Raw genomic sequence first — 24,548 nt, forward strand, 5'->3', positions numbered from 1 at the left:
AAGTAGTCGTCACTAGAGTTTGCATCACTGCGACTTGCCGCCCTATACGTTTTCATCAAATCAGTCGCTTTGATCGAAATCGTATGAATCCAACTGGTTTGCGATCGTGCGGTTTGTCCCATATTTTGATCCATCAAGCCTGAAGTTCTTCGCACGATATTCCGACAACCACGGCAGCTTCGACTTGATACTTGTTGTGACCGGCTCGTCCGTCATATCAAGGGTGATCTCGTTCCAAGTGACGTTCTTGCCCAGCGTCTCCTGAAGATCATTCGGATTGACCTCGATCACGCTCATCGGATCATTGACGTCAGCGAATGTCACGAGATCGGGCAGGTCATTAGGAGTAATCGTTACTGGACCCCGCTCGTGGGAAAGACGCGCGACCCAATCCAAAAAAGCATCGGCATTTCCAAATCCTGTCGGCAGACCGTAGAACCTAGAGAGTAAGCCAGCGCCAGACCAATCCCAAATAACACCGCCCGGCTTTTCGTGAAGGTGACTGGTCAGCAAAGCGATTAGCGGCCTCGCACCGGGGCCGAGGTCCAAATACAGGGCTTGGCCCCGAAGCCTGTGCGGAGTTCCGCGAGCAGGGATTGAAACTTCCCAAAAATCCCACTCAGTTACGCTTGAGCTACGCCTAATGCCGTCCGGCGTGTTGACCGCCAGCGTCAGCTTGTATCGGTAGCTTTCGGACCGTCCGCAGCCAGCAAGGCAAAGGCCGATCGCGACAAGAACGCTAAGCCGAACGAAAAGCAGTGGCACAATCGGCATCTTGCGAAACCCGTAGGCAGCGAAGTTTTCGGCGTTCCCAATAGGGTTGTGCCAGCTAATTTCGTCAACCGATAACGTACCAAATGCTCAATTTTGAATGAAGCAGCGTGATGGCCGCACCGGGTCAAACTGAGACCTCGCACCGGCGGGCCGGCACTTCCGGTCTTCATTCGGAAGCGGACTTCGTCACGGCCGTCCGGCATGGCTCAAGAGGGCCAGAGGCAGCCTGCCCCATTCCTAAACATGTCATCCCGCTCGTCGAAGGGCCCTTCCAAGCCAGCAGAGCGGCTGCGAGAACTGAAATGGCGCAAACGCCTGGTCGACTTGGCGCGCTTGCTGCAGGCGCCACCGTTTTCATGGCTGATTGCTAGACGCGAGAACCGTCGGTCCGGCCGGGCTTCGTGCACTTGCGACGAGTTCGATTTTAGGGGACGTGCTTTGCCCGACAAGGACCGTCTCGCCCCCTCGTCGTGCGGGACCCGCGTTTCGCGTTTTCAATAACTTGTAGATGCGCTAGGGGACGCGTTATGCCCGTCGCCGCACTGAGCAGCGTCGAGCGGGCGCTGGATCCCAAGAAGGTCGGGGCGACCTTCTATCGAAGGCCTGACTGATATCGGGCCAGCTATGAATGAGTCCTCGGTTGTCGGGCGCTGCAATTCATGCTTGAAAAACGACAAAAATCGTTTAGTTTCATACACGAAGTGCAAACATGAGGATGAAATCCTATATCGACGCCGTGCTCGCCCGAGGAAAGCTCTCGTTTGACCAGAACGAGGCCGTCAAGGCGCTTGGCGTAAGCCCGGACGCAATGCTCGCAGCCGCGAGGCGCGCTCAGGAGGCCGGGTTATTGCTGCATCCCCGCCGCGGTTTCTACGTGATTGTCCCGCCGCAAGCACGCGTATTCGGTGCCCCTCCAGTCAACGAAATCATCGATCCCCTGATGAAGTTCGAGAAGGCCCGTTACTATGTCGGACTTCTCAAAGCCGCAGAGATCCACGGCGCCGCCCATCAGGCCGTCATGGAATTCCAAATTGTCTGCGATAAGCGCCTCCCTGAAATCCACCTCGGCCGATCAGTCATCCGATCGTTCTTCCGAAAGGAATGGCCGGACGAAATTCTGATCGACAATCGTCAGACCGACGCCGGAACATATCGCGTTTCTGGCGCAACCCTGACAGCCTTCGATCTCTGCCGTTACCTGAATGCGGCAGGAACGCTCGATGCTGTCGCCACGGTCGTCGCCGAACTCGCCGAGCGCATCGATGCCGAACAGTTCCCCAAAGCACTTGGCGCCGTCGAACGCCCGGTGGCGCAACGCCTCGGTTACATCCTCGATCAGGTCGGACAACCGAAACTGGCCGACGCCCTGCTCGACGCACTGAAAACGGACTTCAGGCTGGCCGATTTCGACGCCCCGCAAGGCGAGCCCGAAAACGTACAAATCGACCACCGATGGAAACTGAGAATCCACAAACCTCTGGAGACCGATCTTGATCCCGAAGGCCCACATCCTGGAATGGGCGTCTAAGACGGCCTTGGCCGGAGGGGCAGCAGGTCGAACAGGACTTGCTGCTCGCGCGCGCTCGTCGCCATCTTCTCGGACGACTTTCTTAGCTCCAGACTTGCCTTCCGCGGCGGCACGGCGCTCAACAAGATTTTCTTCAGCAGTCCCTACCGCTACTCGGAAGATATCGACCTCGTTCAGACGACGCCCGAGCCGATTGGTCCGACGATCGACGCCCTCCGAAAGATCCTCGACTCGTGGCTCGGCCGCGGCGCCTACCAAGCGAAAGAGCATTCGCCGAAAATGATCTACAAGGTACTAAGCAACGCTGGCAGCCTCTTGCGGCTCAAGGTCGAAATCAACACCCGCGAACACACTCCATACTTCAAGCACGTGAAAAACCCTTCTCGCTGGAAAACGAGTGGTTTTCAGGCAAGGCGCAGATCACCACATTCCTGGTCGAGGAAATTCTCTCGACAAAATTCCGCGCGCTGCTTCAACGCGACAAGGGCCGCGACATCTTCGACCTCGGTCGGGCTATCGAAGAATTCGATGGGATGGTTCTCGAGTCGTGGTGAAGGGCATGACACATTACCTCGAGATGTCGGGAGTCGTGATTCATCGTGCCGCCGCGGAAGAGCGCCTGTTCAACAAACTCAAAACGATGTCAATGCTCGACGACATGCGCGCATTGGTGCCCGCTTCCGAGCACCACCTCGTCCCCTATAAGTTTGTCCCCTACTGGGGGCAAAGTAGGTCCCCTAAGCCCGGAACACACAAAAGCCCGCCGGCGACGGCGGGGTTTCCGTTGTGTGCCGAGCATGATCGGCAGCTTGGAGGTGGAAGGTCCTCTACCCAGCCTGCGGCGGGGACGTGCCCGCTCTCTCTTCGGATCGCAAATCAGGTCACGGCTTCCATGTGCTGCCGATCTCGGCCGGCTCGTCGATGCCTTCCGGAAGATCGTTGAACTTCCTGGGGCGCTTCGCTGGATCCGTCGGATGCGTCATCGCGCGAATGACGTCGTCGGCCGACGCGACGATACCGAGATCCTGCAGGCCGCGAAGCCAGGCGACAGTGCTCAAAATGTGCACATTGCGCGGGATCCGGATGACCTTCACCGAGCGGATGTCCGAATCCTCGAATAGTAGCAGCGCGGCTTGGTCATCGCGGACGTACTTCTCCAGCCCATGCTGGAAAAAATCGGCGATGGCCGCCTCCCCCAGGCTTTGCCCGGTCTCAAACGTCCCCTGCTCGCGCATTGCGGCTGCCATCTTGCCGACGTTCGTCTTTTCGATCTTGAACAGGTCCGGATGCGCCTCGACGAATTCCTTGACCTCGCGGTCCTTCAGGTAGTTGTTGGGGTCCGATGTCAGTTCGGCGTAGACTTGGTCGATGAGGACGACCTGCATCCCGAACTTCAACAGCAACGGCAGTTCGCCAGCGACCCAGAGGCTGTTGATCGGACCGGCGTCCGGAATGATGAGAACGCAACGCGGGGTCATCGCGGCATCTCCGTTTCCCGGCAGACCCGCAAGAAGTTCTCCGTCATCGCGTCGACCTCATGAGGTGGAAGCCGGGGCAGATCGAGGCCCCGCTCGCCGAGCGCGATCAGCAGTTCTGCGTAGTCCCTCACTCCCGCCTGCTCGGCGGCCTGAGCCTTGTCGATCTCCCCCCTGGAGAACGCCACCAACGGGTCATTCGTGCCGACATTCGGCCGATAGCCGGTCACCTTCGTGAGGTGGTCCCGGACAATGGCCGTCAACGTGGTCCCGTGAGACGCAGCGTAGGCCTTCCCCCGCTGCACCAGTTCGTCATCGAGATTGAACGTCGTGTTGCGTTTCATTGCCATCTCCTTCGTTCACATATATACGTGAAGATGGCAAAGAACAACCGTCCGCTAGGCGGGCCAGCTTGTCGGCGGAGGGGCAGCGCCCAGCACGGCGTCCTCGCTGGCAAGAATGCCGCGCGGCTCGGCTACTGTTCCTGGATCGTGGAGTGCGGTGGCGCCGATCGGTCATGCTCGTCAGCACTGACGGACGGGAGATTACTCCTCCTGCCGGCGGTGTCGTCCGAAGCATTGACCGTGAACCTGCACGCAAGGGCCTTTGATATTCAGGGACCGACTTTGCCCGGCAGTCATCAGTCTCCGCGTTGTGTGAATTCAACGGGTTGCAACAGTATTAGGGGACGTACTTTGCCCGGCGTTGCATGCAGCTGCGCTGCTGCTGTCGACGACAACTCTGCTCATGGGCGACGGGAAAAGTTGGTCTCCTACAAGTTGGTCGCTAATCCGGGCAAGTAGGTCCGTCCCCTAGGCTGAAATCAAACAAAACCCCCGCCGGCGACGGCGGGGGTTTTGTTTGATTTCAGTTCAGATGGAGGGCGTGCGCCACAAACATCACAAATGGGTCGTCTCGGACTCGGCGATGGATGCAATCTCGCGGAAGCGCCCGGTCGCGAACAAGCGTTTGGCGGAGCGTAGCTCGAATTCGCCGTTCTTCGCGAACAGAGGTACCGCCTGCTCTGCGCAGACGACATGGGCCCTGAAAGCGCCCTTGCCGTGAAGCGCTATGCCTTCGGGCGGCGTCGTTTCCAGCACGAAGCACAGGCAGTATTGGTCGCCCACAACGAAGTTGGGGCGCACAAAGGTCGTGAGCGCGGGCGGATGCGGATCGTCTCCGACCATCTCCACGTCAGCAACCAGATCGACCTTGTACGACTTCATTTCGCTGCTCCCGAGGCCCAGATCTCCTGAATACCTTAAGACGCGCGCGTTATAAAGAAGCGCTGGGCTGATCGTGTCTCTTGTTGTTCGCGACGAAACCCGCGACGACTTTGCTCGCCCCTCGAATCGTCTCACCGATGCCGTCACGCAACATGGCCTCCTTGAGAGCCGCAAAATCGGAATCGAAACGTCCGGCAGACCCAGCCTCGCCTTCGGATTTGCAGTCGACGCCGTCGTAAGTCTTTATCAGGTCCGTCCGTCCGGCGAGACAGATGCCGTAAGCGGCTAAATATCGAGCCTTCCGTGACCAGTCGGAGAAGACGTCCAGAGGGGAATCGAAAACGACATTCCGGAAAAGTGCCGCCATCTCCGACTCGGAGAAGGTCAGTCCGAAGCCATAGCCGGACCCGATGGCCTCGTCGGGGTCAAATTCCTCTTCCAGGTCACGGACGGCCGCTCCAGCTATGGAGAGGCGCCAAACACCATCCGCCGACGATGGCAAGGCAGACACGGGCAGGCGCGCGGCGAGTTCGATTGCAAACTTGACGATGACGAGTTCATCCACGCCACCGACTGCGGGCATACGCTCGAGCGTCGCCAAATGGGCAGGTGACAGGGCTAGGAACGTCCGACCCTCAGGATTCCTGAAGTCGACGTCGACCACCAGACCGCGCGTCGAAATTCGTGCAACGTACGCCCGATAGGTGTCTTCTGCGGTCGGGCCGACCTGCTCCGTAAGCAGAAGGTCTTCGTTGATGTCCTGAAAGCATGCCAAGATGGGGTACTGCTCCGAAAACCGGTCGGCGGCGGCGAATACGGCCGTGGCGATATTGTGATCTGAGAGGAGTGTCATTGTTGTCGATCCCTATGGTGCATCAAAAAGCCGGCTGGCCTTTCGTCGTTCGGGATACAGGGATCGATGAACTAGCGTTGCAGACCAATTGAATTTATTCGGTCGCGCCGTCTGGTCCGCAGATGAGGGACGTACTTTACCCAGCAAGAACCGATTCGCCTGTCGACGCGCCACGGCGTGCGTGTGGGATTTGAACGGGTTATGGGGAGCCTGGGGGACGTACTTCGCCCGTGGCCGCAGCCTGCAGCCGTGGGTACGAGCGAGCTAGGCGGCAGCCTCCCCTAATCGGGGCAAAGTAAGTCCCTAGCCCGAAAACAAAAAACCCCGCCGTCGCCGGCGGGGTTTTGCATTCCTAATTTTGCTCCTACCGCCTTCTGTCGGCTCGCTCCTCGCCTCGCCAGTCACCGCGCTTTCGAGGGCGAGCCGGTCGGCTGGGGATTGTCTTCCCTCAAGTGCGGACTAGATGCGACAAGCTTTGCACGTTGTCGTCGGCGAAAATCTTCCAATTCCCGCTTATACATCCGGTCCCAAGCAGCTTCGTTTCCCATGTCTAGCAGCGGCGAGTTCGGATCGTCCGCGAACGCTCCCCATTTGGTGCAGAGAAATTTCACGTCCATCGGTCATTTCCCCTTCAGCAACAACATCGATTTTTCGTCTCTCAGATCCAGGTCTCCCTGCCAAATCGCACCGCTATCAAGAAGCAGCACGCGACCCAGGGGCACGAGCATACGTCCCTGTTCCGTGGGAATTTGCGTCGGAACAGGGTCCGGCAGGCCAGCGATCAGACGCGCGGTTACTGGTCTTCGATCGCGAAGCATGGCCATGATTTCGGCGAAGCGCTCGGAAGGCAATTCTACTTGCAGGTCGATCAGCTTCGGCATCATTGAACGCCGGAGGGTGTCCCAGCTACCTTGTTCCGGCAGGAAGCCACACCTTATCCAGGCGTAGCGACCGACGTCATCCGCCGCCAAATGGATCCTGTCGATCCCGATCAAGGCGCAGAGAGCTGCAGCGTTTTGCATGAAGGCACGACCATGCTTCTGATGTGCGGTGGGAATGGTCATGCCTTCCGCGCGGAGAACTCCGCCACTTATGTCCAAAACTCTGTCGTGTGCCCAGAACGTACCGTCGCCGAAGTTTCCTTGGACGCGGATCTCGAAGGATCTTTTCAGTCCATCGAGCTCGGACACCGTCATCCGTTTCTCACCCGCCCACGCAGCCGACAGTCGGTCGCCGACGTTCTCGGGCGTCAGCCCGTGCGGGTCGTAGAATTCGGAGATCCACCAATCCTTATCTACTTCCGCAATCTGCGTAAGAAAGGTTAGGCGATTGGTGGGCTCGAACATTTCGATTCTGCGCCGATCCTTCTCATCCCTAGACCCGATAGGCATCGATCGATCCTGTCTGACGGCAGTTTCAAGCCAAAGGGCCTGTCTCGAAGCCGGGTATGGCCAACGATAGGCTCATTGCGCAGGTCTAAATATGTGAATCGTTCCTGACGGCGTAAACCCCGAGCGTTAGCTAGGTATGGTAAACATGGAAGTTGGGGCCGGGCGGACAAAGCCTTCGATCCGCTGCGCGACCTGGTCGGCAACTTCATCCGGACCCGCTTTCCCGTCGGACCCGGCAACGTCGTGTTCGGCAAACCGGTCGAATGCCGGGTCCTCCATTCGATCCGGACGCTCTCGATCGAGACCAAGCTCCACCCGAAGCGCCTCAGGAAGCTCCTGGAGGCCGCAAATTTGCTTCCCGAGGGCTCGAGCGATCTCGTGGACGGAAATTGCCTGTTTGATGCTGTACGAGGCTCCAGCGTAGCTCAGGAGGCCACCGCGGCCACGCTGTCCGTCCGCCAGGCCGGCGAATACCTCAATGCGCCCCGGGTGCAGCGCGAGCGGCTCTATCGCGCCGGCCTCATCGTGCCGCGCATCAAGGGCGCCGGGCACGGCGCCGCCGACCAGTTCGCGCCCGAGGACCTGGACGCCTTTCTGTTCTGGCCAAGTTGCTCGACGGCGCCAGGCTCGTCAAAGCCGCGGCCGACGGCCGGCCGGGTCACCATCCCGCAGGCCGCCCATCGGGCCTTCTGCATGAGCGAGGACCTCGTCCGGCTGATCCTCGATGGCAAGGTGCAGCGGAAGTGGAAGCTCGCTGGCGAGCGCGGCTACATGTCCCTGCTGCTCGATCTCGAGGAGGTCCGTGCCCTGGTCCGCGGGCCCGACCATGGTGGCTACACCGCCGTCGCGCTCACCGAGCGGTTGCGGGTCGCCGACCGCGCCGCGGCCGCCCTCATCAAGTACAGGCATCTGAAATCGATCACCGTGGTCAACCCCGTCAACCGCTGTCCGACCGTCGTGGTGCCGGCCGCGGAGCTCGAGCGGTTCGAGCGCGAATTCGTGTCCCTGTTTGCTCTCGCCAGGCAGCGGGGACGGCATTTCATGGCGGTCAAAAAGGCGATCGAGCACGCCGGCGTCGAGCCAGTGTTAAATCCGAAGAAGATCGGGGCGACGTTCTATCGGAGAGCCGACGTTGACGGTCAAATTGGCCGTTGACGGATTTGCTCTCTTCTGCGCCAGCCAGCGACAAGCCAACGTGCATCTTTCGTTAAGAATACCAGCAAGAGGACCCAAGCAAGACGATGTAGCTCGGTGTAAATTGCGCTCTTCCCCGGAGTTATTTGCGAATGGGTTCCGCCGCTATTATCCCTGTATGCCTCGCAGCGTTAGGTTTGTTGTTGGGTACATGTGAGGCTTCCGCAGAATTTCTGCCGGGTACACCTTGCCCCGACGGATTTACCTGCTTCTCCGCCGAACCACGCGACGGGGTGTGCCAGCACCCTGACGTGGTTCTCGACGAAAAGATGAAGGTCACGCGCCTCGACGGCGATCAGTTTTCGCCGGAACGCGAACGCGCTTGCGTCGCGCAGACGACCGGAGCGGTCGTTCGAAGCGGCTCAGGTCTTCATCTGAAGCTCGACAATGCAAAATCCAGATTGTTCAAGGACAAGGCAGATTGCGAACGAAACCCGGACACGTGCGAACGTTTTACGCTGTACGACTATTTCCCGAAAGGCAGGTTGTTCCTGGTTCACGACCAGGGTTATGAGAGCGACGCGTGGTTCCTGGTCAGCCAGCGTGATGGCCGCAAGCAAAGGATTGTCGCACCCCCGGGCTATTCGCCCCAAAAGCGATGGCTGGCTTCGGTCTATGCGACCGAAGGACCTGACGATGCCAACAATGGCTTCGACATACTGCCGGCAGACATGAATCCAAATGAACCCGCCATCCATTACAGACCCACCGACTACGAACTATGGGAGTTCGTCCGTTGGGACGGCGAAGATCGTCTCTTGTTGAAGGTGACGGTTCACGAAAATGGCGGTTCCGCGCTCGTCACGCGGCCGGCAGAAGTGGGCTTGGTGAACGGCAAGTGGGTCCTCAACAAGTCGGCGCAACGCTAGTCCGACTTCGCGCAACCCTGTCGGCTCGCACACACAAGAATGCAGAATATTGAAAAGGTCATGGACGAAATCGAAATTGAACTTGGCTTGCCTCCCAGGCGGTCCATGCCACGTGGCGGTGTGCTTGACGGAGGCTTCTCGCTCCCTGGTGCCGCCGAACTCAGAAAATGGTCCAGCAACTACGAGCGGGAAGGTGTGAAAGGGCTTCTCGACAAACACGTCGCAGCCAAATTTGTGAGCATCCCAATGACGTTCACGAAAAACGAACTGGCATTGGAGCGCAGCTACGATGCTTGGGCCCAACAGATCGCGGAAGACCCTGACGGCCCCGATTCACAACACAATCGCCTTTGTGATTTTCCGCAAGATAACATAGTATTTTCTTGTCCAAAGTCACATGGCTGAATCATGCCTCAGAACCGCGAACCGCCTTCAAACTCCCCCCCCGAAATCCTTGCTGGCCTGCTAAGCGGCAATCGACTGCGCGTGCGGTCCGACATCGTCGCTGCCGGTGTGCATCCGCAAACCCTAGCCAGAGCCGTTGAGGCCGGATCGGCAGTCCCCTATGCCCGCGGTATCTACATGGCTCCAAATGCCGATTTGCCTGAAGGCGTCGGCTTCGCAGCGACAACCCTCCTCAATCCCGGTGGCGTCGTCTGCTTGAGCTCGGCCGCTCTGTATCATCGTCTTTCGGACGAAAATCCCGACGCGATCTTCTACGCCGTCGGGAATAAGACAATGAAAGTGGTCGGCGCGGCGCGGGATCCCGTCAGACTGGTGCATTGGAGCGAAGCCGCCCGTAGCATCGGCGTCGATACCGTAGAGATCGCTGGCGTGCCAGTGAAGATCACAAGTCCAGCCCGTACCGTCGTCGACATGCTGCGCTACCGTACCAAGCTCGGCGACGAGCCGGCCATGAAAACGCTCAAGGACTACGCCGCCTCCGGCGGCGATCTAAATTTGGTACTCGAAATCGCCCGCGAGCTAGGATGGACGAAATCCGTTGAACCCGCGGTGCGTGCCGCCGAAGAGATTCAACCTCTCATCCCGAGGCCGACGCTATGAACAAGGATGCTCTCGCCGCCAGCGTTATCCTCAACAAATCCCGCAAACTCGGGATCTCGCACGAGCTGTTGACGCGCCGCTGCGTGTTCGAACGCTTCCTGGCCCGGCTGGCGCATTCCGCACTGCGTGATCGGCTGGTGCTGAAGGGGGCCATGGCGCTCGTGGCAGTGACGAAAAGCTTCGGCCACTCGAGACATGGACATGCTCGGACTCGATAAACTGACGGCAGCCCAAGCGCTGGATGCTATCCGCACCATCGCTACAACGGAGCCAGGCGACGCAGATGCGATCTCGTTCGACCCGATGTCGTTCTCTGAGTCGAGATCAATCAGGCCCACGAGGAGCCAGGGCATAGTGGCATACTGTCTGCGTATCAGCTGCCCAGAATGCTGCGTATCGCTGATACGACTTCGATCCTCAAACGAGGCTTGATACGACCGAGCCGTTCCGCGTGGCGCGCCTCGATCGTCGCGATCTTACAAGGTCGAATGATGGAGGGAGCGGGGAGACCTGCCTCTTCGAAACGACCGATAGCAAATCCCCGGGCCATGCTCTGTTTTCCGCACTCGTGATCATCACCACTCAGATGAGGTTGCCGTTTTCCCCGCTGCCTCCTGTAGATACAACGAGTGCCGGGCGGTGCTGACGAGTCGATCGATCCGTGTACGGGAAAGGAACCCTAACGACGTCGCCCTGCTTAAAGGGTGGCATAGGCTTTCCGATCTGCCTCGCTGTCCCATTCGCTATAGGTGGCGAAGGGATCATCAACCAGAGTAAGCTCGGCCTTTGTCATGACGACCTTATCACCAGTGATCGTATAAGCGATCTCGTCACCCTCCTTCAGATGCAGAGCGGATCGGACTGCCTGGGGGATCGTGGTTTGAGCTTTGGTGGTAAGTTTACTCGTAATCATGCACGCCTCCAGTCAAGGGCTTTCCTTACCGTAAGGAATTTCCTTTCAATATTCAAACAAGCCGGCGGGAGGTTTAGGGCGCCCGGCACCGCCAAAATCTAGGGGACGTACTTTGGTCGGAAGTCGCCAGTTTTCGCGGCCTGGCCGCCGAAGTCGAGATCGGGGATTCCAACAGCTTGCAGCAGCTACAAGGGACGTACTTTGGTGACTGCGAATTCGCGCTGTGCTTCGCCGTTTGACTCCGTTTTTTGCCTTTCCCCAACTTGGCCCAACTGCCGAAACATGCGGCCCCACTCTGGCGGGTTCTCAATCGTCAGGCCCCACCTGCAGTGGCCAAAATGCGACGTTACCCAGTACCAACGGCAAATCGTCCGCCATGCGCTCGAAAACACCTCCTCTATGCGGATCACAGAAGCCTGCGGCGAGAACAATCCGCTGGTGCTCTGTCGGGCTCGGTAATGCCTGGCATGATGACATTGGATGGGTCGCGCCAATGGCGAAATGCGATGACTTATTAGCTGCCAACACGCGATTAAAGAGCTCTTTCGAGACTAGCGTATGGGTTAATTCATGTATGAGATTATTCAAATAGGCTGCTCGGACATTCGCCGTGAGCGCATCGCCGAATCCCAAAAGGCCATCGCTAGTTAGGAAGCTCACATCACAGAATTTCATTTCGGCAGACAGTTGGGACCAGAGACCATCATCTTCACCAAACATTTGATGGTGATCGGCGAATCCTAAACCAGCAATCGACGCAATCCCTACGATGACGTCGTAGTGACAACGAAGGAAGGGCAGAATGTCTCGCCATTCGAGCGGACCAACGCCGGCTGAACAAAGATCAACGACAGCTACGCACCGAGAACTCCGCGGAAATCGAGCATCGTCGAGCAAACTTACAATGCCTTGCTTCAAGCAATCGAACGGATCAAGCACAACACGATAGGCGCTCGGTTTCCCAAGGTCGTGATTTTGGATTTCGGGAAGAGAGCTATGAAGTTGGCTTTCGAGTTTATCTCTTGGAAATAGATCGTCCCACACGGTCACATGCCCTGAAATGAGGGGCAGCAGCAATGGATCAATTTCGCTGACGCGAAATCTCCAGAAGTCGAGCAAGCTGGCGCCTGGCTTCGCCGTGCCGTCGCACGTAAGGCTTTTGGCCAGAATGCAGCCATACCGCCAGTTAAAATCCGCGCGCAATTCGCGCATTATCGTACGCCACGTTTATTTGTTCTGATTCAGCGGCTGCGGCCTTCTGTATGAGCACACTACGGTCTGCCACCGTATCGGGGTGGCACTTCTTAATAGCGCTTAGGTAAGCGACCTTGATTTCCTCCGGAGAAGCATTCGGAGCGGTCCCGAGAACCTCGTGCCAAGGCTTGTTACCAGCTGTACTTTCTCGCCTACGTGATTCGGCCGTCTTGTCGGTTTGATCTTGGCGGAAATCATCCTTCGCCTTCTTGTTTTCAGTCTTCTTTGACCCCTGTCGCTCGGAGGCCGTCGGTTTCTTGACGTCCGTATCTCTCGATCTACCAGCCTCACGGATCGCAATAAGAGCTTCGTAAGCCTGATCGCGAGCAGCCGCGCTCTTAAATCTCAGCGGCCACTCCAGCCCTCCTGGCAATTGGAATTTTATCGAGTATGCCTTGTGGGAGACGTCGGCGCTTTTTGAAAATTTCAGCTCACCGTTTTTCCCACACTTCCAATGCCAGGGAGACCACACTGATCCACCTGACCACCAGTGAAATTCTGGGCCGATCACTAGAAACAATTGGTCGGTGGTCTTCTTCCACCGTTGTTCGAGTATCAGAACCGGAACGGGCCAGCGCACACGACGATATTTCTCTTTCAAGAGAACGCGTACCCGATCCCCCGTAATGTCATTTCTAACGCTTCGCTGGACACGGAATTCGTTCGTGGCTGCTAGGAAAGTCCTAATTCGATCATCGGGGCCAATTGTGACGTTTAAGCTCCCCAAAGAAAAGAACCACAACAGCAACACTAGTGGGATCAGCTCAATGAACCCATAGTTGCTGTTGGGATAAGCAAGGCCAACGCCAAAAAATAGGATCTGTGCCGGTACGCCGATTAGAATGAGAAGGCGTCGCCGCCGTCTCTCTTCCTCCAGTTTGTCAGTTATTTTCCGAACCGGCTGGAGCGCAAAGACGTTCCTCAACAGATCGGATACCTGGGTCTGAATTTTCCTAAACGCTTGATGCGGATCATTCTGTGCTGACTTGCCCCTCATTTGCTACCGCTCAAACGCCCCTAGAAGAAATGCAGTCACCACCAACCAAAACATCGAAGAGTATGCAATCGTCATGAATGGACTGCGTGCTAACCGTGTTTGCTCTCGTACTTGGCCGTATGATTTCTTTGAACCGACTGAGACATACATTCCCCATTGAATAATCATCCCAGGAAACAGGAATAGTTTTTTCAGAATGCCGCCCGATATCCCCGCGATATTGTCACTCGCCATTCTGCGACTCTCGGTTGTCAGTAGTTAAATATAATCAATAATAACAATACTTTAGTTCATCCGAACGTTAATTTCGAAACTCTCACAGGTCAAGCCATGGATGTGAACGCTTCGTAGACGGCGGAGGGGGTCGCCGTCAGGGTCCCAGTCCAACTTAAGCGGCAAGGAAACCCCGTCTGGTGGAGTGGTAAGGGATCGGCTATTGGCCGCTGAATCCTTGCGACGCGCACCGATGCTCTGTCGCCACGCATGTTGCGCGTCATCGAGGAGTTGGCATCGAACGACTTCTTCCTGCTGCAGGGCGATATCCGCGTGGAGACCGACCGGGACTGAAGGTCTTCATGGCCAAGCCCGTGTATGTGTGCGACGGGCCAGCTTCGAGGACAGGGATTTCATTGATTTGGTGCCTTACATCGACCGCCGGCATCGAGGACGCAGAGCAACTCATGGACTTGTTCTTCCCAGGGTACGAACTTTGTCCAGCAAGATCGCTCGGCCGTCGATGCTCTGGATTTGAACCGCGCGATGTCAATGATTTGCGAAGGAGCTAGAGGACGTACTTTGCCCGGCGCCGCACTGCTGCTGCAGTGGGCTGCAGTGGTGGGTAAAGTTGGTCCCCTACAAGTACGTCCCCTAGCCGGGGTAAAGTAGGACCCCTAGTCTGAGATCCAAAAAAGCCCCATCGGCGACGGCGGGGCTTTTCATTTCAGCTGTAGCAGAACCTGCCAGAGCTCGACCGCTAGGCCCTGCGCAAGCGCAAGGAGGAATTCGTCACCCCCGCGCAGCCCGCCGACTACGTAAAGGAGAAACACGACACCGCGATCGTCGCGGACTCCTCCTCCTTCCGGAAGATCTCGATCTCCTCCTGGATGTCGGGAGGCGTCGGCGGGACGTAGGACTTCTTTTCGGGCATCTTCGGAGTGCACCATGCAAGGCCGAGCGACGCGAGGATCCTCATCAGCCGGCGTCCCATCTCAATAGTCGTTTATAGGCGGCAGCGGCTGGCCCAGCAGTGTCAGCCAGGCGTCGAACACGTTCTGCATCACGGACGACAGCGCGCGTTGCGAGCCGTCCTTGCGCTCGACGATGACCTGCTCGACGCCGCCCCACTTGCCTTCGCCGTATCTCAGCTTTCCCCAGCCCGTGCCTGTCATCACGATCGCGTCGGCGCCGTCGACGGTGGCGTTCCTACGATCGAGCTTGTGGTGCTTGAAGGCGTCGGCCACATCCCGCAGCAGGACCACGTCGTCGACGTATGGTGCCCTTGGTTCGCGCAGGAAGATCAGGTGTGACTGCACCGCGGCCCGTGCGCCGGCGAGATCCGGAAAGTTCGCGCCCGGTGCCGGATTGTTTACGACGAAGTCGGACAGGTGGTGGAGTTCGATCGCCGCCTGCCGTCCTGCCAGCATCGCGGCCGCCTTGGCCTCGTCGACGCCGGCGCCGGCCTTCTGCGCTTCCATGAAGGCGCGGTCGGCCGCCGCGTAACCGCGCAGGGCGGGCCGGACGACGTTTTTCAGGTGGTCAAGAATCGCCTGCATCAGTTGCAGTTGGTGTAGATCGTGTTGCCGTTCACGTTCGAGATACAGTTGCGCGGGACAGGCGCCGGCGCGGGTACCGGCATGTAGTACGGCTGCGGCGGCGGTGGCCGGTTCGCCTGCTGCGCCAGCAGATACTGGGCCGCGAAGGCCCTCTGCTCTGGCGTCATCGGCTCCGACGCGCAGCCGGCCAAGCCGGCGGCGCAGCAGACGACCACAACCAACTTTCCCCTGAATCCGCCCATTACTCTCCCCCAAGTTGCGGCTATAATGGACGGGTCCGGGGCAGGAATCGAGGGGGATCGGTGAATAAATCCGTGTTTTGGGGTCTGCTGGCGGCCGGGTTGTCGGGCGCGGCCCAGGCCAACGCGTTCGACGACTGCGTCCTGAAGAACATGCAGGGAGCCACCTCGGACGTCGCGGCCAAATCGATCAAGGTCGCCTGCATCCGGAGGTCCTCAGTCACGCTCACGGACGACGACATCAAGCGCCTGAAGGTCTCCAGCGGCTTCTACGGCATGTTCGGCATGACGCACACGCCCGGATTCACCGCCGAGGTCAAGAACGAGACCGGCTTCATCGTCACCGAGATCACGTTCTCGATCACGATCGGCGACGGCCCCGCCGAGATGTACCGCGTCGACAACTTCAACTACCAGGAGCCAGGCGTGATCTATACCGGACTGAATCCGGATCCCACGTACGACCTCCGCATCGATCCCCTGAAGAGCAAGAAATTCCAGTTCTCTCTCGACCGGCCCGACATCGACAAGAAGAAGAAATGGGGCTGGTCGATCGTCGGCGCCAAGGGCATCGTGTCGAACTGATTTTTATGGGGGTGACAACATGACGATGACCAAACACGCACTCGACGCCATCAGCCTCGTCCCGCGCGAGCGGGTGTGCGGGCACAACGAGACCGCACAGGGCGACGACAAGATCATTGATGTCGACATCTTCGTCGCCGGCCGGAAGCGCGGCACGTGGCGCCGGGGCAGCAACGGCAAGAGCTACGGGGTGTACCTCGAACTGCTGAAGCGCGATGGCTCGATGGAATGGGCACTGCCGTACGGCAGCGGCTACTGCGACGACGCCGAGAACCTCAAGCCAGCGACCGCCCAGCTTCTCTTGTCAGGAAAACTGCCGGACCGGCGGGATTACGTCGAGCGTCGCGTGGTCCACTTCCTGATCGACTACCGCTACGCAATCGTTGCCACGCCGATCGCGGTCGGGCTGTGCTACTGGCTGTTCGCGCGCTGACCCGTTGCGAGCTTCGCGTCCGCATGTCGCCTTTGGGTCACAGGCCGACCGCGACGCCTCGCCCGACCCGAGTCGGCTTCACAGCCCGAAAGCGGACCTAGCGGCCCTTGTACGAAGACGAGGAAGCCCAGCGGGGGCCCGAACACACCAAATACGCAAGTCTGCCGCATGATTCCTTGGCGAGAGCGAGCCTCAAAAGAGTCCATCACCTCCAACACCTACGAATGCAGCGAACACGCCAAGGACAAGCCAGCACGGAAAAGCGCAGCCGCCGCAGGCGGCGGCTGGTGGCAAGGAGCCAAGTCCACTATTGTGCTATCATAATGGCGTCATTCTTTCAGGAACATCAACATTTTGGACCATTATAATGGGTTCATTATTGTGTTGAACTGAGATATTATGCCATTATATTGGCATCATCATGAAGGTACTTACCGTACAGACGTTCTTCGACGGAGCATGGCACGACGCCGCTCAGGCTAAGATCGTACAACCCGAGCTGGGCTACCGGGGTCCATCCGAAATTGAATACCATGACCGGTATTTTCTAGAGCATGGCGCAATCCCGCTGGCCGACGACCGTCCTGTTAAGGACCTGCGGGCGTATTCGGTGAAGGCGTCTATCGACATGATGCCTCGCAATGCGAATACGTGGCCGGCCTTTCTGTTGGATTTCATGCCGCAAGGCCATCAGGCAGAGCGCATAGCAAAATTCCTAGGCTTGCCGGCGTGTGCGGCCGCTACGGAAATCCATCTGATCGAGCGATCGGCTGGCTCCCCCGTCGGCAACCTCCGGATTAAAGAGGCGCACGATATGGAGGTCGCGCGCATTGCCGGCATGGCACACGCTGGCGTGGCCATGGATGACATCCTACGTCGTAGCGACGCGTTCATGGAAGTGGTGAATGAGTTTTCCATGCTGGCGTCTGGGTCTAACGGATTACAAGGCGATTGGCCGAAAGTGGCCCTCACCCAGGCGGCTGATCGGCTCTGGTACCCGGACCCTATGGTCTCGGACGACGACGCTCGTGCCCATGTCATCGTCAAGTTGCTGCGCAGTCGCGATGAGGGCGATCGCCGCATCTTGGAATCGGAGGCCGGCTATTCCAAGGTCGCTCGGGAGTTTGGGCTTCACGTGGAAGGCGTCAGCACGTATGGCCATGGTGCGCTCGTCATCCCGAGATTTGATCGCGCGGTGACTAAGCGCGGGCTCGAGCGCTACGGACAGGAGAGCCTCGTCTCGGCGCTTGGTGTCGCGGAGTTCGGCTACGCGGCCCGGCACGAAACCTATCTTCGCTTGATCCAGGACGTATCGAACGATCCCCTGCGAGACACAATTGAGTACTTGCTCCGGGACATCATGAATCTGGCGATGGGAAATCCGGACAACCACGGCCGCAATACCGCGCTTCGCAAGTTTCCCGATGGCACGACCCGCCTTGCGCCTCTGTTCGATTTTGCACCTATGCGCATCGACGCGTCCGCAATTGCCCGTTCAACAACATGGGCGAGCATGCGCCCCCATGGGCTCGACACAAATCCGGACTGGCAGATTATCTGCGAAGCGGTTGCTCGTCCCAATGTCCCCGCCGAGGCGTTGATGGAGGCGTTGGCCGAAAAGGAAGACGCGTTACGTCGGCTGCCTGAAACAGCTCGGAAGCACGGCGTCCCGGATTCAGTCGTGACGAATATCATTGTAAGGAACGACGAGATGGCGGATGGCGTGGCGAAACTACGCTGCGCGCCGAAGTATGGATAGCGATAATGGCGAGATGGCGGAAAGCCACGAAGGACCAGCTTAGTGACCGCCGCGCGACAGTAGCGGCGAAGGCACGCTCGGGATCACTTCGGTTTCCTGAAGCGGTCGCGGAAATACGACATTCCTTGGGTCTGTCGCAGACAGAGTTTGCAAAATACTTCAAGCTGACGCCACGTCAACTTGCGGAGATTGAACGGGGCGCAGCCAATCCGACGGTAGAGACTCTCGACAAGATTGGGAGGGCCTTCGGGCTGAAGGTAGGATTCGTACCTATTGCTCCGCGGCCGCCCGACCCTATCCCACCCGCCGATGACCAGTCCCACTCAGATGCGTGAATTGCCGCGCGCTCATTCTGTAACGACTGAGGCGGCCAAGGACGAAGTACCCGCAGTTCATCTTGAGCGCCTGCGCGTTCTGGCTGATCGTCACCGCGACCTGGGTGATGCTTCGGTGAACGGTCATTCCAAAAGACGGTCGAGGAAATGCAAATTGTCGCGAACGAAGGCCGGCCGCAAATGTGATTGGTCGGAATATTTTGGCTCTCCCGCCCCAAAAAACGGAGAACAAGCCGCACCCGCGCCGCAGATATCGGGGAACGGATCGAGCAAGGCGGCGCCGGTGCGCGAACCGATCGCCCGAAGCCGCGCGTCTGACTTGGCTAGAACGCCCTTCAAATCAGACACCGGAATAGTGGCCTTGACGTTTGGCGCGATCCGAAAGCCCGTGATGCCGCGCGCAACCATGTTCTGCGGCGCGAAGGCCTCATGAGTTGGGAGTCCGAGCACCAAGTAAATCGTGGCCCCTTCGGACTGTAGCTCGCGCACGAACTCCTCAAGACTGGCGTAAAAGGCGTCCTGCCCCTCGCCAGTGGTCAATGAGAAGCGCTTCCCGTATCGCTCGATGCTCATTCCCTCAGCGCTGTAGCCAGACCAGGCGGCTCCCAGCACGACCGAACGGACTTTTTCGCGGCGCACGACCTCGAGCAGTTTGCCCGTCAAGTCGCTGCACGCTGAGAATTTGTCGTCTTGCAGCACTCCGGGCACCGGCGGACAGCGCGGCCCCGTCACAAAATAGGTACTCACCGCCAAGCGCCCGTCCTCGAAGAGACGTTGCGCGCGTGGCCCGTAATGGAACAGCAGACTATCTCCGCTCAATGCAACCTTTCGCTCACGGCCTCCAAGTCGGGCGACCAAGGTCCAATCGTGCTCCGACACTTCCATGTCGGCGGTCGGCTTGAAATCAGCGTCAAGCCTCGCCGCTCCGATCTTCTGAATGTCGACACCGGGGAGACGCGGGAAACGCTCTGGAAACCCACCGCGTACCCACACGATCGCGCCGAATATCCCGACCGTCGCAAGGCAGGCACAGACCAACAACGTATTGCGCCGACGCACGGCGCCGAACCGCACGGGAAGCTCAACAAAGCGATATGTGATCCAAGCCAGCAGGAAGCTTGCTGAGACCAGCGCTAGAGCCAGCAAGGGAGTAGGCGGCTTTCCGAGGCGTATGACGTAGGCGTAGGAGATCAGCGGCCAATGCCAAATATAAAGCGGGTAGCTGATTAGTCCCACCGCGACGCATGCCCGACTGGAAAGCACGGCTCGATTAAACGCCGCGTCGGGCCCAGCAAAGATTATCGCGGCAGCACCGGTGACAGGCAGCAAGGCAAACCATCCGGGATACCGCAATTCGGGCGTGAACAGCGCCACGGAGGATAGCAGCGCGCCGGCGCCCGCAAACGAGGCCGCCGATCTAAGCTGCGCGCCGGCAGCGACGCGGCGACCGAACAGCGCCAGGGCGCCCCCGACGAGCAGTTCCCAAAACCGAGAAATTGGAAGGTAGAAGTCATTCGAAAGATTGGTGATCGACAGCGCAATGTTGACCCCAAAGGAGACAATTAGCAGCACCGCCAGCAGCCACCGAAGGTCCGCTTTCAGCCGAAACGCGCCCCACAAGAGTACCGGCCACAAAATGTAAAATTGCTCCTCAATCCCGAGCGACCACAGATGCAGAAGCGGCTTGTAGGAAGCGGCGGTATCGAAGTAACCGGCCTCCGACCACAGGGCGATATTGGAGAGAAAGCCGGCGCCGAAAAACACATGCTTGCCGAGCTGCGCCAACTCGGACGGAGTGAGCGCAACGAACCCGTAAGCCAAACTGGCCGCCAAGCAGACGGTTAAGGCCGGAAAAATTCGGCGCGCGCGCCGGTTATAGAAGCCGGCAAACGAAAACTGATGCTCATTAAGATCATCGACGAGTATCGACGATATGAGGAACCCGGAGATAACGAAAAACACATCAACGCCGACGAACCCGCCGGGCGCCGCGGGCGGAAAGGCGTGATAGAGCACCACCGAGAGCACTGCGAATGCCCGCAGTCCGTCTATGTCTGCACGATACGTTGTTGCATTCCGAAACATTCCTGGCGCGTGTTCTAATGGCCATCCGCACGCTCCGCTAGTGCTCCGTTTGTATAACCCCAGTTATTTCGAGGTTCTCTGCCCCGTGCTTATGGCGGCTGGCGCCGCAGCGCCCGCCTTGAAGCCGTCCAGAACGCCCTCACGGCGCCGCTCACGGACGCGCCGATTAGAACGTCTGAAGCATTCGTTACGGACGATTAGTCCGTTATCTTAGGATAAGCGGGACGCCAGCAAGCCCCGGCTACGCCTACCGTCTGTCGCCACCACTTCAGGAGACGGACTATGGCCTTGCAATTGAAACGTACCTTTGAGCTTATCGATCCCAGCACGTTCGATTCCGACACCGCGCTACGCAAAGCGGCAACGGAATACCATCGCGACCTTACGTTCGACGGCGACGATGATGACCTCGAAGAGGATATCTGGCTCGCCAGAAGGCCGGCTGAGTGCGACCCGGACAACCATCCAGCAGTCCTCGTCAATTCTTTCACAAAGGTTGGCGTTTGGAGCCAGGATTTCGCCTACGTCCTCCACTTGCTGACCGGCTGGCCGATGATGGCAGTGCGTGTCCAGACCGACGAACCCGACGATTCGGAGATGATGGTCTACTTTGTCAGAAACCCGGACGGTCGGGTTCTCGATGCGAGCGGATGGGCAAACGAAGCCGCTGTCTTGGCGCGTGGCGATTTGATCGATGGGTCTTCCCTGATCATCGTCAATCCCAAGCCGGGAAGCCAGTTAGAGGAGTTCGATGAAGACGGGCGTGAGATGATGCTCAAGGAAATCGCCGACGTGATACGGGCCTTCCCACACGCACCATTTCGGGAATCCTGGTTTCGTGCGATGACCTTCCGCAAGCTGGCAGGGGTCGATGAACCACCCGTCTTGGTCCCGCACGGCGAGAAGATGAAAGGAGTAGCTTACGAATGGCTGGCTATGGCCGGCGACAATGAGTGTGCGCGGCGCATCGCAATCCTTGCTGGTGGTAAGCTGGCTGAAGAGAGGCGTCGTGGCCTTGTGCTGGCAATCCTGAGATTTGCGAAAGCTAAAGGGCTCGTCCGCTATCCGTCATACGAGCTGGTCGACGCGCTCGCACGGATAGTACGCGAGGACCATTTGCTGGCGATGGCTGGCGATCTCGACGCCATGAATGACTTGTTGAGCTTCCTTGGGAAGCATGGCGTCAGCATCGAAGAACTGGACCTTTAACCAGGCGGCGCCTTCGACGCTGCTGCCAACTACGATACGGGCGTGCGCCCGTATCGTATGCATGCTCTGGGGTTGCTACCGGGTAAAGCATCTCCCCTAAAGCGCGCATGCGCCGGCGACCGCAAAAATGCAAGTTAAAATGAGCTCTTCCAGGATCTTTAACGTTGCGCCGAGTCGTGAGCCACGCGTGTTTTCAACGCGCTACAATAAGCGCCGGCTTTCGCAAACGTATCGACGTACCCCTCACGTTTCAAGGCAGAGACGAGCTCTTCGAATTCCAGGTTTGCCAGAACCTCGGGCGTATCGACTTCGTTTCCAGCAAAAGTATTTTGGCTATTCGGATTTCGGTGTTGAAGCACGTCGATCCTGGTCCGGAATGTCTTAAGCTGCTTTCGCAGCTTCAACGTCCGTGTTTCCGGGACGACGCACGGGCTGAGGCCCCACGTTGGCGTCCCCGGGCGGCTTGCCCCGCCCGTCGTGCCGCAGGGCACGATCCAGTATGTTCAGCGCCGCATTGTGATCGCGGTGCAGGTCGGCACCGCAGCCACAGCGATGGCGGCGCTCCGCCAGCGTCTTCTCCACCGCGGCGCCGCAGGACGAGCAGTCCCGCGAGGTGTTGCGTGGATCGATCTTCACCACCGTCCCACCGGCTCTTGCAGCCTTGTAGGTCAACAGTTCGATCAGACGCGCGGGCGATGCGTCCAGCATCGCCCGGTTCAACCCGGCTTTCTGCCGGACGTTCTTCCCCGGCTCGCCGGCGCTCCCTCGCGCCGAACCGGTCAGGTTCTTCAAGCGAAGCTCTTCGACGCCGATCAGCGCGTAACGCCTGGCCAGATCGGCCGACACCTGGTGCAGGTGGTTGGAGCGGACGTTGGCGATGTCGCGCTGTATCTTCCTGAGACGCACACGGACCTTGCTGCGGCGCTTCGAGCCGCGCTTGCAGCGCGCCAGCGCGCGCTGCGCGATACGCAGGTCGCGCTCGCGGCGAGACCGCGGGCGCACGTTCTCGATATGCCGGCCCTCGCTCGTCGTCACGAGATGCTCGATGCCGACGTCGAGCCCGACGGCCGTCTCCGGCCGGGCATGAACGGCGGCGGCGGGGACATCAACCACCAGGCAAACGTACCAGTGCCGGCCCTTCCGCGAGAACGCCGCGGCCTTCACCGCTGCGTCCGGCGGGAGTTGGCGATGCGGCCGCAGGCGCAGACCGCCTGTCAGCGGCTTGAACAGCAGCTTGTTTCTATCGAGCCGAACCCCGGCCCACTCGGCAAAGCCAAAACAGTCCCAGCGGCTCCTGCTCCGGAAGCGAGGGAAGCCGGCCTTCTGGCCGCGCTTCACGCGTCCGAAGAACCCCTTCATCGCGTCGTCGACGCGCCCCAGCGTCCACCGCGACAGGTTAACGGGGACGTCGCCGTAGTCCGGGTCGAACGACCGGATCTGCGTCAAGGACTTGCACTGGTCGAACTTCGAGATCGAGACCTTCCGCTTCGCCCAGGCGTCGCGGCGCTCCTGCAGCGCGGCATTGTACAGCTGGCGCTGCGCCTCGCAGAGCCCCGCGAGAACGAAATATTGGCCGCGGGTCGGCGCCAGCTTGATGCGGTAGGTCAGAAACATTCAGTCAGTGTGTTCTCGTTGTGTTCCATGAAACCATGCCCCAGTCGACAACGATCCGTCAAGGACTCGTTCCAACACCGAAATCCGAATAGCCAGTATTTTCGCCACGGCTGTCGTCGGCCGTGTCCGTTCGTTTGCCATTCAACGAACTTGACTTCATGGCCGGCCAATTTGACGCCGTAGACAGCGAGAACCTCGGAGTAGGACAGCCCCATCGGTATGGCGCCTGGGACTTCTCCGCAGCGCGCGACATATGCATCGTGGGGAGACTGTTCGAATCCGCTTTCTCCGGAGCGGCGGAACATCATGCAAAGGTCTTCATCCGACAGATCTAGTCCCATTCCGTCACCTTGCAGGGCGTTTTCAAGCAGGTTGCCAGAGCAGCCGTCGTGATGCAGCAGCGAATGCGTGTGGCGCCCGCATTCGATGAGGTTGAGGAAACCCGCTTCCGATGCCGGAAACCATTGGGCTGGCAGCCTCGACGCCAAGTCGAGAGCAAACGCAATTTCGAAGACATGTTCTTCTCGATCCGAGAACGGATTCTTCCGCCTCGCCAACCGCTTCATCAACGCTTCGGAAAGCGGCGGCACCGGAGTGTCGCCGCAAGACATCCCATGGTTCCTGATCTGCTTCACGACGGCGTGGTACAATTCTGACGGCTGCATCGAATCGGCGGACCGAAACAAGCCCGGCACACTCCAGAATTCATCGCTGTCTTTCACAAGATCAACAAGCAGCGGATACGTGCGCGCCAACCTGTTAATCGCCTGGATCGCCGACTTGCTCATTCGAAGCCTCCTTTGTTGAGTGGCCTCAAAGTCAAGCATAGTGGCGCCGACGACCCCCGACCGCCCCCCCTGCCTAAGGAATTCCTATCGTAATTCCAAGCAGTTGCTGATCATGTATTTCGATATTCGCCAAGAAGAACTGGCTTCTGTCCAATCAGCACCTTCGGCGATGTGCCCGACTTTTATCCTT

General features: G+C 58.8%; 28 protein-coding genes and 1 pseudogene. 13 read left to right on the forward strand and 16 right to left on the reverse strand.

Going from position 1 to position 24,548, the window contains the following annotated elements; genetic code table 11:
- Nucleotides 1-60 precede the first annotated feature (60 nt).
- Nucleotides 61-774: a hypothetical protein gene (locus ACVIGB_RS04890; protein ID WP_456717856.1), complete on the reverse strand. Its 714-nt coding sequence runs from the start codon at nt 772-774 to the stop codon at nt 61-63.
- A 715-nt stretch (nt 775-1,489) separates the two neighbouring features.
- Here ACVIGB_RS04890 and ACVIGB_RS04895 point away from each other — a divergent pair.
- The 3 genes and pseudogenes from ACVIGB_RS04895 (at nt 1,490) to ACVIGB_RS04905 (ending at nt 2,856) form a co-directional block, all read left to right on the forward strand.
- The gene (locus ACVIGB_RS04895; RefSeq protein WP_456717855.1) at nt 1,490-2,302 is read left to right on the forward strand and encodes a type IV toxin-antitoxin system AbiEi family antitoxin domain-containing protein; all 813 of its coding nucleotides are present in this window, start codon (nt 1,490-1,492) and stop codon (nt 2,300-2,302) included.
- Nucleotides 2,303-2,365: 63 nt separating this feature from the next.
- Nucleotides 2,366-2,596, forward strand: a pseudogene (locus tag ACVIGB_RS04900) (nucleotidyl transferase AbiEii/AbiGii toxin family protein); the annotation flags it as partial.
- Nucleotides 2,536-2,856, forward strand: coding sequence for a nucleotidyl transferase AbiEii/AbiGii toxin family protein (locus ACVIGB_RS04905; RefSeq protein WP_456717854.1), 321 nt, complete (start codon nt 2,536-2,538; stop codon nt 2,854-2,856). The pseudogene ACVIGB_RS04900 and the gene ACVIGB_RS04905, both read left to right, overlap by 61 nt.
- Before the next feature lie 327 nt (nt 2,857-3,183).
- On the opposite strand, the gene ACVIGB_RS04910 is transcribed toward ACVIGB_RS04905, so the two are convergent.
- The 6 genes from ACVIGB_RS04910 to ACVIGB_RS04935 all read right to left on the reverse strand — a co-directional run bounded on the left by ACVIGB_RS04910 (nt 3,184) and on the right by ACVIGB_RS04935 (nt 7,202).
- Nucleotides 3,184-3,780, reverse strand: a complete 597-nt coding sequence (locus ACVIGB_RS04910) for a hypothetical protein (protein WP_456717853.1) — start codon at nt 3,778-3,780, stop codon at nt 3,184-3,186.
- Nucleotides 3,777-4,121 (reverse strand): DUF6364 family protein, encoded by a 345-nt coding sequence (locus ACVIGB_RS04915; protein ID WP_456717852.1) that lies wholly within the window; start codon nt 4,119-4,121, stop codon nt 3,777-3,779. The genes ACVIGB_RS04910 and ACVIGB_RS04915 overlap by 4 nt, the downstream gene beginning before the upstream one ends.
- 555 nt (nt 4,122-4,676) lie before the next feature.
- On the reverse strand, nt 4,677-5,003 hold the full coding sequence (locus ACVIGB_RS04920; protein ID WP_456717851.1) for a hypothetical protein: 327 nt from the start codon (nt 5,001-5,003) through the stop codon (nt 4,677-4,679).
- 49 nt (nt 5,004-5,052) lie between these two features.
- Nucleotides 5,053-5,856 carry a hypothetical protein gene (locus ACVIGB_RS04925; protein ID WP_456717850.1) on the reverse strand — a complete coding sequence of 268 codons (804 nt, stop codon included), beginning with the start codon at nt 5,854-5,856 and terminating at the stop codon, nt 5,053-5,055.
- Between the two features lie 401 nt (nt 5,857-6,257).
- A complete protein-coding gene (locus tag ACVIGB_RS04930) occupies nt 6,258-6,473 on the reverse strand; it encodes a hypothetical protein (protein WP_456717849.1) in 216 nt (71 codons plus the stop codon).
- Nucleotides 6,474-6,476: 3 nt separating this feature from the next.
- Entirely contained in the window at nt 6,477-7,202 is a 726-nt protein-coding gene (locus ACVIGB_RS04935) for a hypothetical protein (protein WP_456717848.1), read from the reverse strand.
- A gap of 288 nt (nt 7,203-7,490) precedes the next feature.
- Between ACVIGB_RS04935 and ACVIGB_RS04940 the strand changes: the two genes are divergently transcribed.
- The 5 genes from ACVIGB_RS04940 to ACVIGB_RS04960 all read left to right on the forward strand — a co-directional run bounded on the left by ACVIGB_RS04940 (nt 7,491) and on the right by ACVIGB_RS04960 (nt 10,593).
- Nucleotides 7,491-8,402: a hypothetical protein gene (locus tag ACVIGB_RS04940; protein WP_456717847.1), complete on the forward strand. Its 912-nt coding sequence runs from the start codon at nt 7,491-7,493 to the stop codon at nt 8,400-8,402.
- A gap of 131 nt (nt 8,403-8,533) precedes the next feature.
- Nucleotides 8,534-9,310, forward strand: a complete 777-nt coding sequence (locus ACVIGB_RS04945) for a hypothetical protein (protein WP_456717846.1) — start codon at nt 8,534-8,536, stop codon at nt 9,308-9,310.
- Between the two features lie 39 nt (nt 9,311-9,349).
- Nucleotides 9,350-9,715, forward strand: a complete 366-nt coding sequence (locus ACVIGB_RS04950) for a hypothetical protein (protein WP_456717845.1) — start codon at nt 9,350-9,352, stop codon at nt 9,713-9,715.
- A 3-nt stretch (nt 9,716-9,718) separates the two neighbouring features.
- Nucleotides 9,719-10,375, forward strand: coding sequence for a type IV toxin-antitoxin system AbiEi family antitoxin domain-containing protein (locus ACVIGB_RS04955; protein WP_456717844.1), 657 nt, complete (start codon nt 9,719-9,721; stop codon nt 10,373-10,375).
- Nucleotides 10,372-10,593, forward strand: a complete 222-nt coding sequence (locus ACVIGB_RS04960; RefSeq protein WP_456717843.1) for a hypothetical protein — start codon at nt 10,372-10,374, stop codon at nt 10,591-10,593. The genes ACVIGB_RS04955 and ACVIGB_RS04960 overlap by 4 nt, the downstream gene beginning before the upstream one ends.
- A gap of 479 nt (nt 10,594-11,072) precedes the next feature.
- On the opposite strand, the gene ACVIGB_RS04965 is transcribed toward ACVIGB_RS04960, so the two are convergent.
- The 6 genes from ACVIGB_RS04965 to ACVIGB_RS04990 all read right to left on the reverse strand — a co-directional run bounded on the left by ACVIGB_RS04965 (nt 11,073) and on the right by ACVIGB_RS04990 (nt 15,478).
- A complete protein-coding gene (locus ACVIGB_RS04965; protein WP_456717842.1) occupies nt 11,073-11,288 on the reverse strand; it encodes an AbrB/MazE/SpoVT family DNA-binding domain-containing protein in 216 nt (71 codons plus the stop codon).
- 306 nt (nt 11,289-11,594) lie between these two features.
- Nucleotides 11,595-12,500: a hypothetical protein gene (locus tag ACVIGB_RS04970; protein ID WP_456717841.1), complete on the reverse strand. Its 906-nt coding sequence runs from the start codon at nt 12,498-12,500 to the stop codon at nt 11,595-11,597.
- Entirely contained in the window at nt 12,475-13,539 is a 1,065-nt protein-coding gene (locus ACVIGB_RS04975) for a J domain-containing protein (RefSeq protein ID WP_456717840.1), read from the reverse strand. Before ACVIGB_RS04975 ends, ACVIGB_RS04970 begins: the two co-directional genes overlap by 26 nt.
- Nucleotides 13,540-14,566: 1,027 nt before the next feature.
- The gene (locus ACVIGB_RS04980; protein WP_456717839.1) at nt 14,567-14,731 is read right to left on the reverse strand and encodes a hypothetical protein; all 165 of its coding nucleotides are present in this window, start codon (nt 14,729-14,731) and stop codon (nt 14,567-14,569) included.
- Between the two features lie 16 nt (nt 14,732-14,747).
- Nucleotides 14,748-15,311 (reverse strand): hypothetical protein, encoded by a 564-nt coding sequence (locus tag ACVIGB_RS04985; protein ID WP_456717838.1) that lies wholly within the window; start codon nt 15,309-15,311, stop codon nt 14,748-14,750.
- The gene (locus ACVIGB_RS04990) at nt 15,311-15,478 is read right to left on the reverse strand and encodes a hypothetical protein (RefSeq protein ID WP_456717837.1); all 168 of its coding nucleotides are present in this window, start codon (nt 15,476-15,478) and stop codon (nt 15,311-15,313) included. Before ACVIGB_RS04990 ends, ACVIGB_RS04985 begins: the two co-directional genes overlap by 1 nt.
- 135 nt (nt 15,479-15,613) lie before the next feature.
- On the opposite strand from ACVIGB_RS04990, the gene ACVIGB_RS04995 reads away from it, so the two are divergent.
- The 4 genes from ACVIGB_RS04995 (at nt 15,614) to ACVIGB_RS05010 (ending at nt 18,662) form a co-directional block, all read left to right on the forward strand.
- A complete protein-coding gene (locus ACVIGB_RS04995) occupies nt 15,614-16,135 on the forward strand; it encodes a hypothetical protein (protein ID WP_456717836.1) in 522 nt (173 codons plus the stop codon).
- Between the two features lie 19 nt (nt 16,136-16,154).
- Complete coding sequence (locus ACVIGB_RS05000) at nt 16,155-16,568, forward strand: hypothetical protein (RefSeq protein WP_456717835.1); 414 nt, start codon at nt 16,155-16,157, stop codon at nt 16,566-16,568.
- A 421-nt stretch (nt 16,569-16,989) separates the two neighbouring features.
- Complete coding sequence (locus ACVIGB_RS05005) at nt 16,990-18,327, forward strand: type II toxin-antitoxin system HipA family toxin (RefSeq protein WP_456717834.1); 1,338 nt, start codon at nt 16,990-16,992, stop codon at nt 18,325-18,327.
- Nucleotides 18,328-18,332: 5 nt separating this feature from the next.
- On the forward strand, nt 18,333-18,662 hold the full coding sequence (locus ACVIGB_RS05010) for a helix-turn-helix domain-containing protein (RefSeq protein WP_456717833.1): 330 nt from the start codon (nt 18,333-18,335) through the stop codon (nt 18,660-18,662).
- 123 nt (nt 18,663-18,785) lie between these two features.
- Here ACVIGB_RS05010 and ACVIGB_RS05015 read toward each other — a convergent pair whose 3' ends face one another.
- Nucleotides 18,786-20,747, reverse strand: coding sequence for an acyltransferase family protein (locus ACVIGB_RS05015; RefSeq protein ID WP_456717832.1), 1,962 nt, complete (start codon nt 20,745-20,747; stop codon nt 18,786-18,788).
- A 282-nt stretch (nt 20,748-21,029) separates the two neighbouring features.
- Here ACVIGB_RS05015 and ACVIGB_RS05020 point away from each other — a divergent pair, with 282 nt between their 5' ends.
- Nucleotides 21,030-21,956, forward strand: a complete 927-nt coding sequence (locus ACVIGB_RS05020; protein WP_456717831.1) for a hypothetical protein — start codon at nt 21,030-21,032, stop codon at nt 21,954-21,956.
- A gap of 381 nt (nt 21,957-22,337) precedes the next feature.
- Here the strand turns inward: ACVIGB_RS05020 and ACVIGB_RS05025 are convergent, their stop codons facing one another.
- Both ACVIGB_RS05025 and ACVIGB_RS05030 read right to left on the reverse strand, forming a co-directional pair.
- Nucleotides 22,338-23,570, reverse strand: coding sequence for an RNA-guided endonuclease InsQ/TnpB family protein (locus tag ACVIGB_RS05025; RefSeq protein ID WP_456717830.1), 1,233 nt, complete (start codon nt 23,568-23,570; stop codon nt 22,338-22,340).
- Nucleotides 23,561-24,358, reverse strand: coding sequence for a hypothetical protein (locus ACVIGB_RS05030; protein WP_456717829.1), 798 nt, complete (start codon nt 24,356-24,358; stop codon nt 23,561-23,563). The genes ACVIGB_RS05025 and ACVIGB_RS05030 overlap by 10 nt, the downstream gene beginning before the upstream one ends.
- Nucleotides 24,359-24,548 lie beyond the last annotated feature (190 nt).

The organism is Bradyrhizobium sp. USDA 4341 (genome assembly GCF_054063755.1).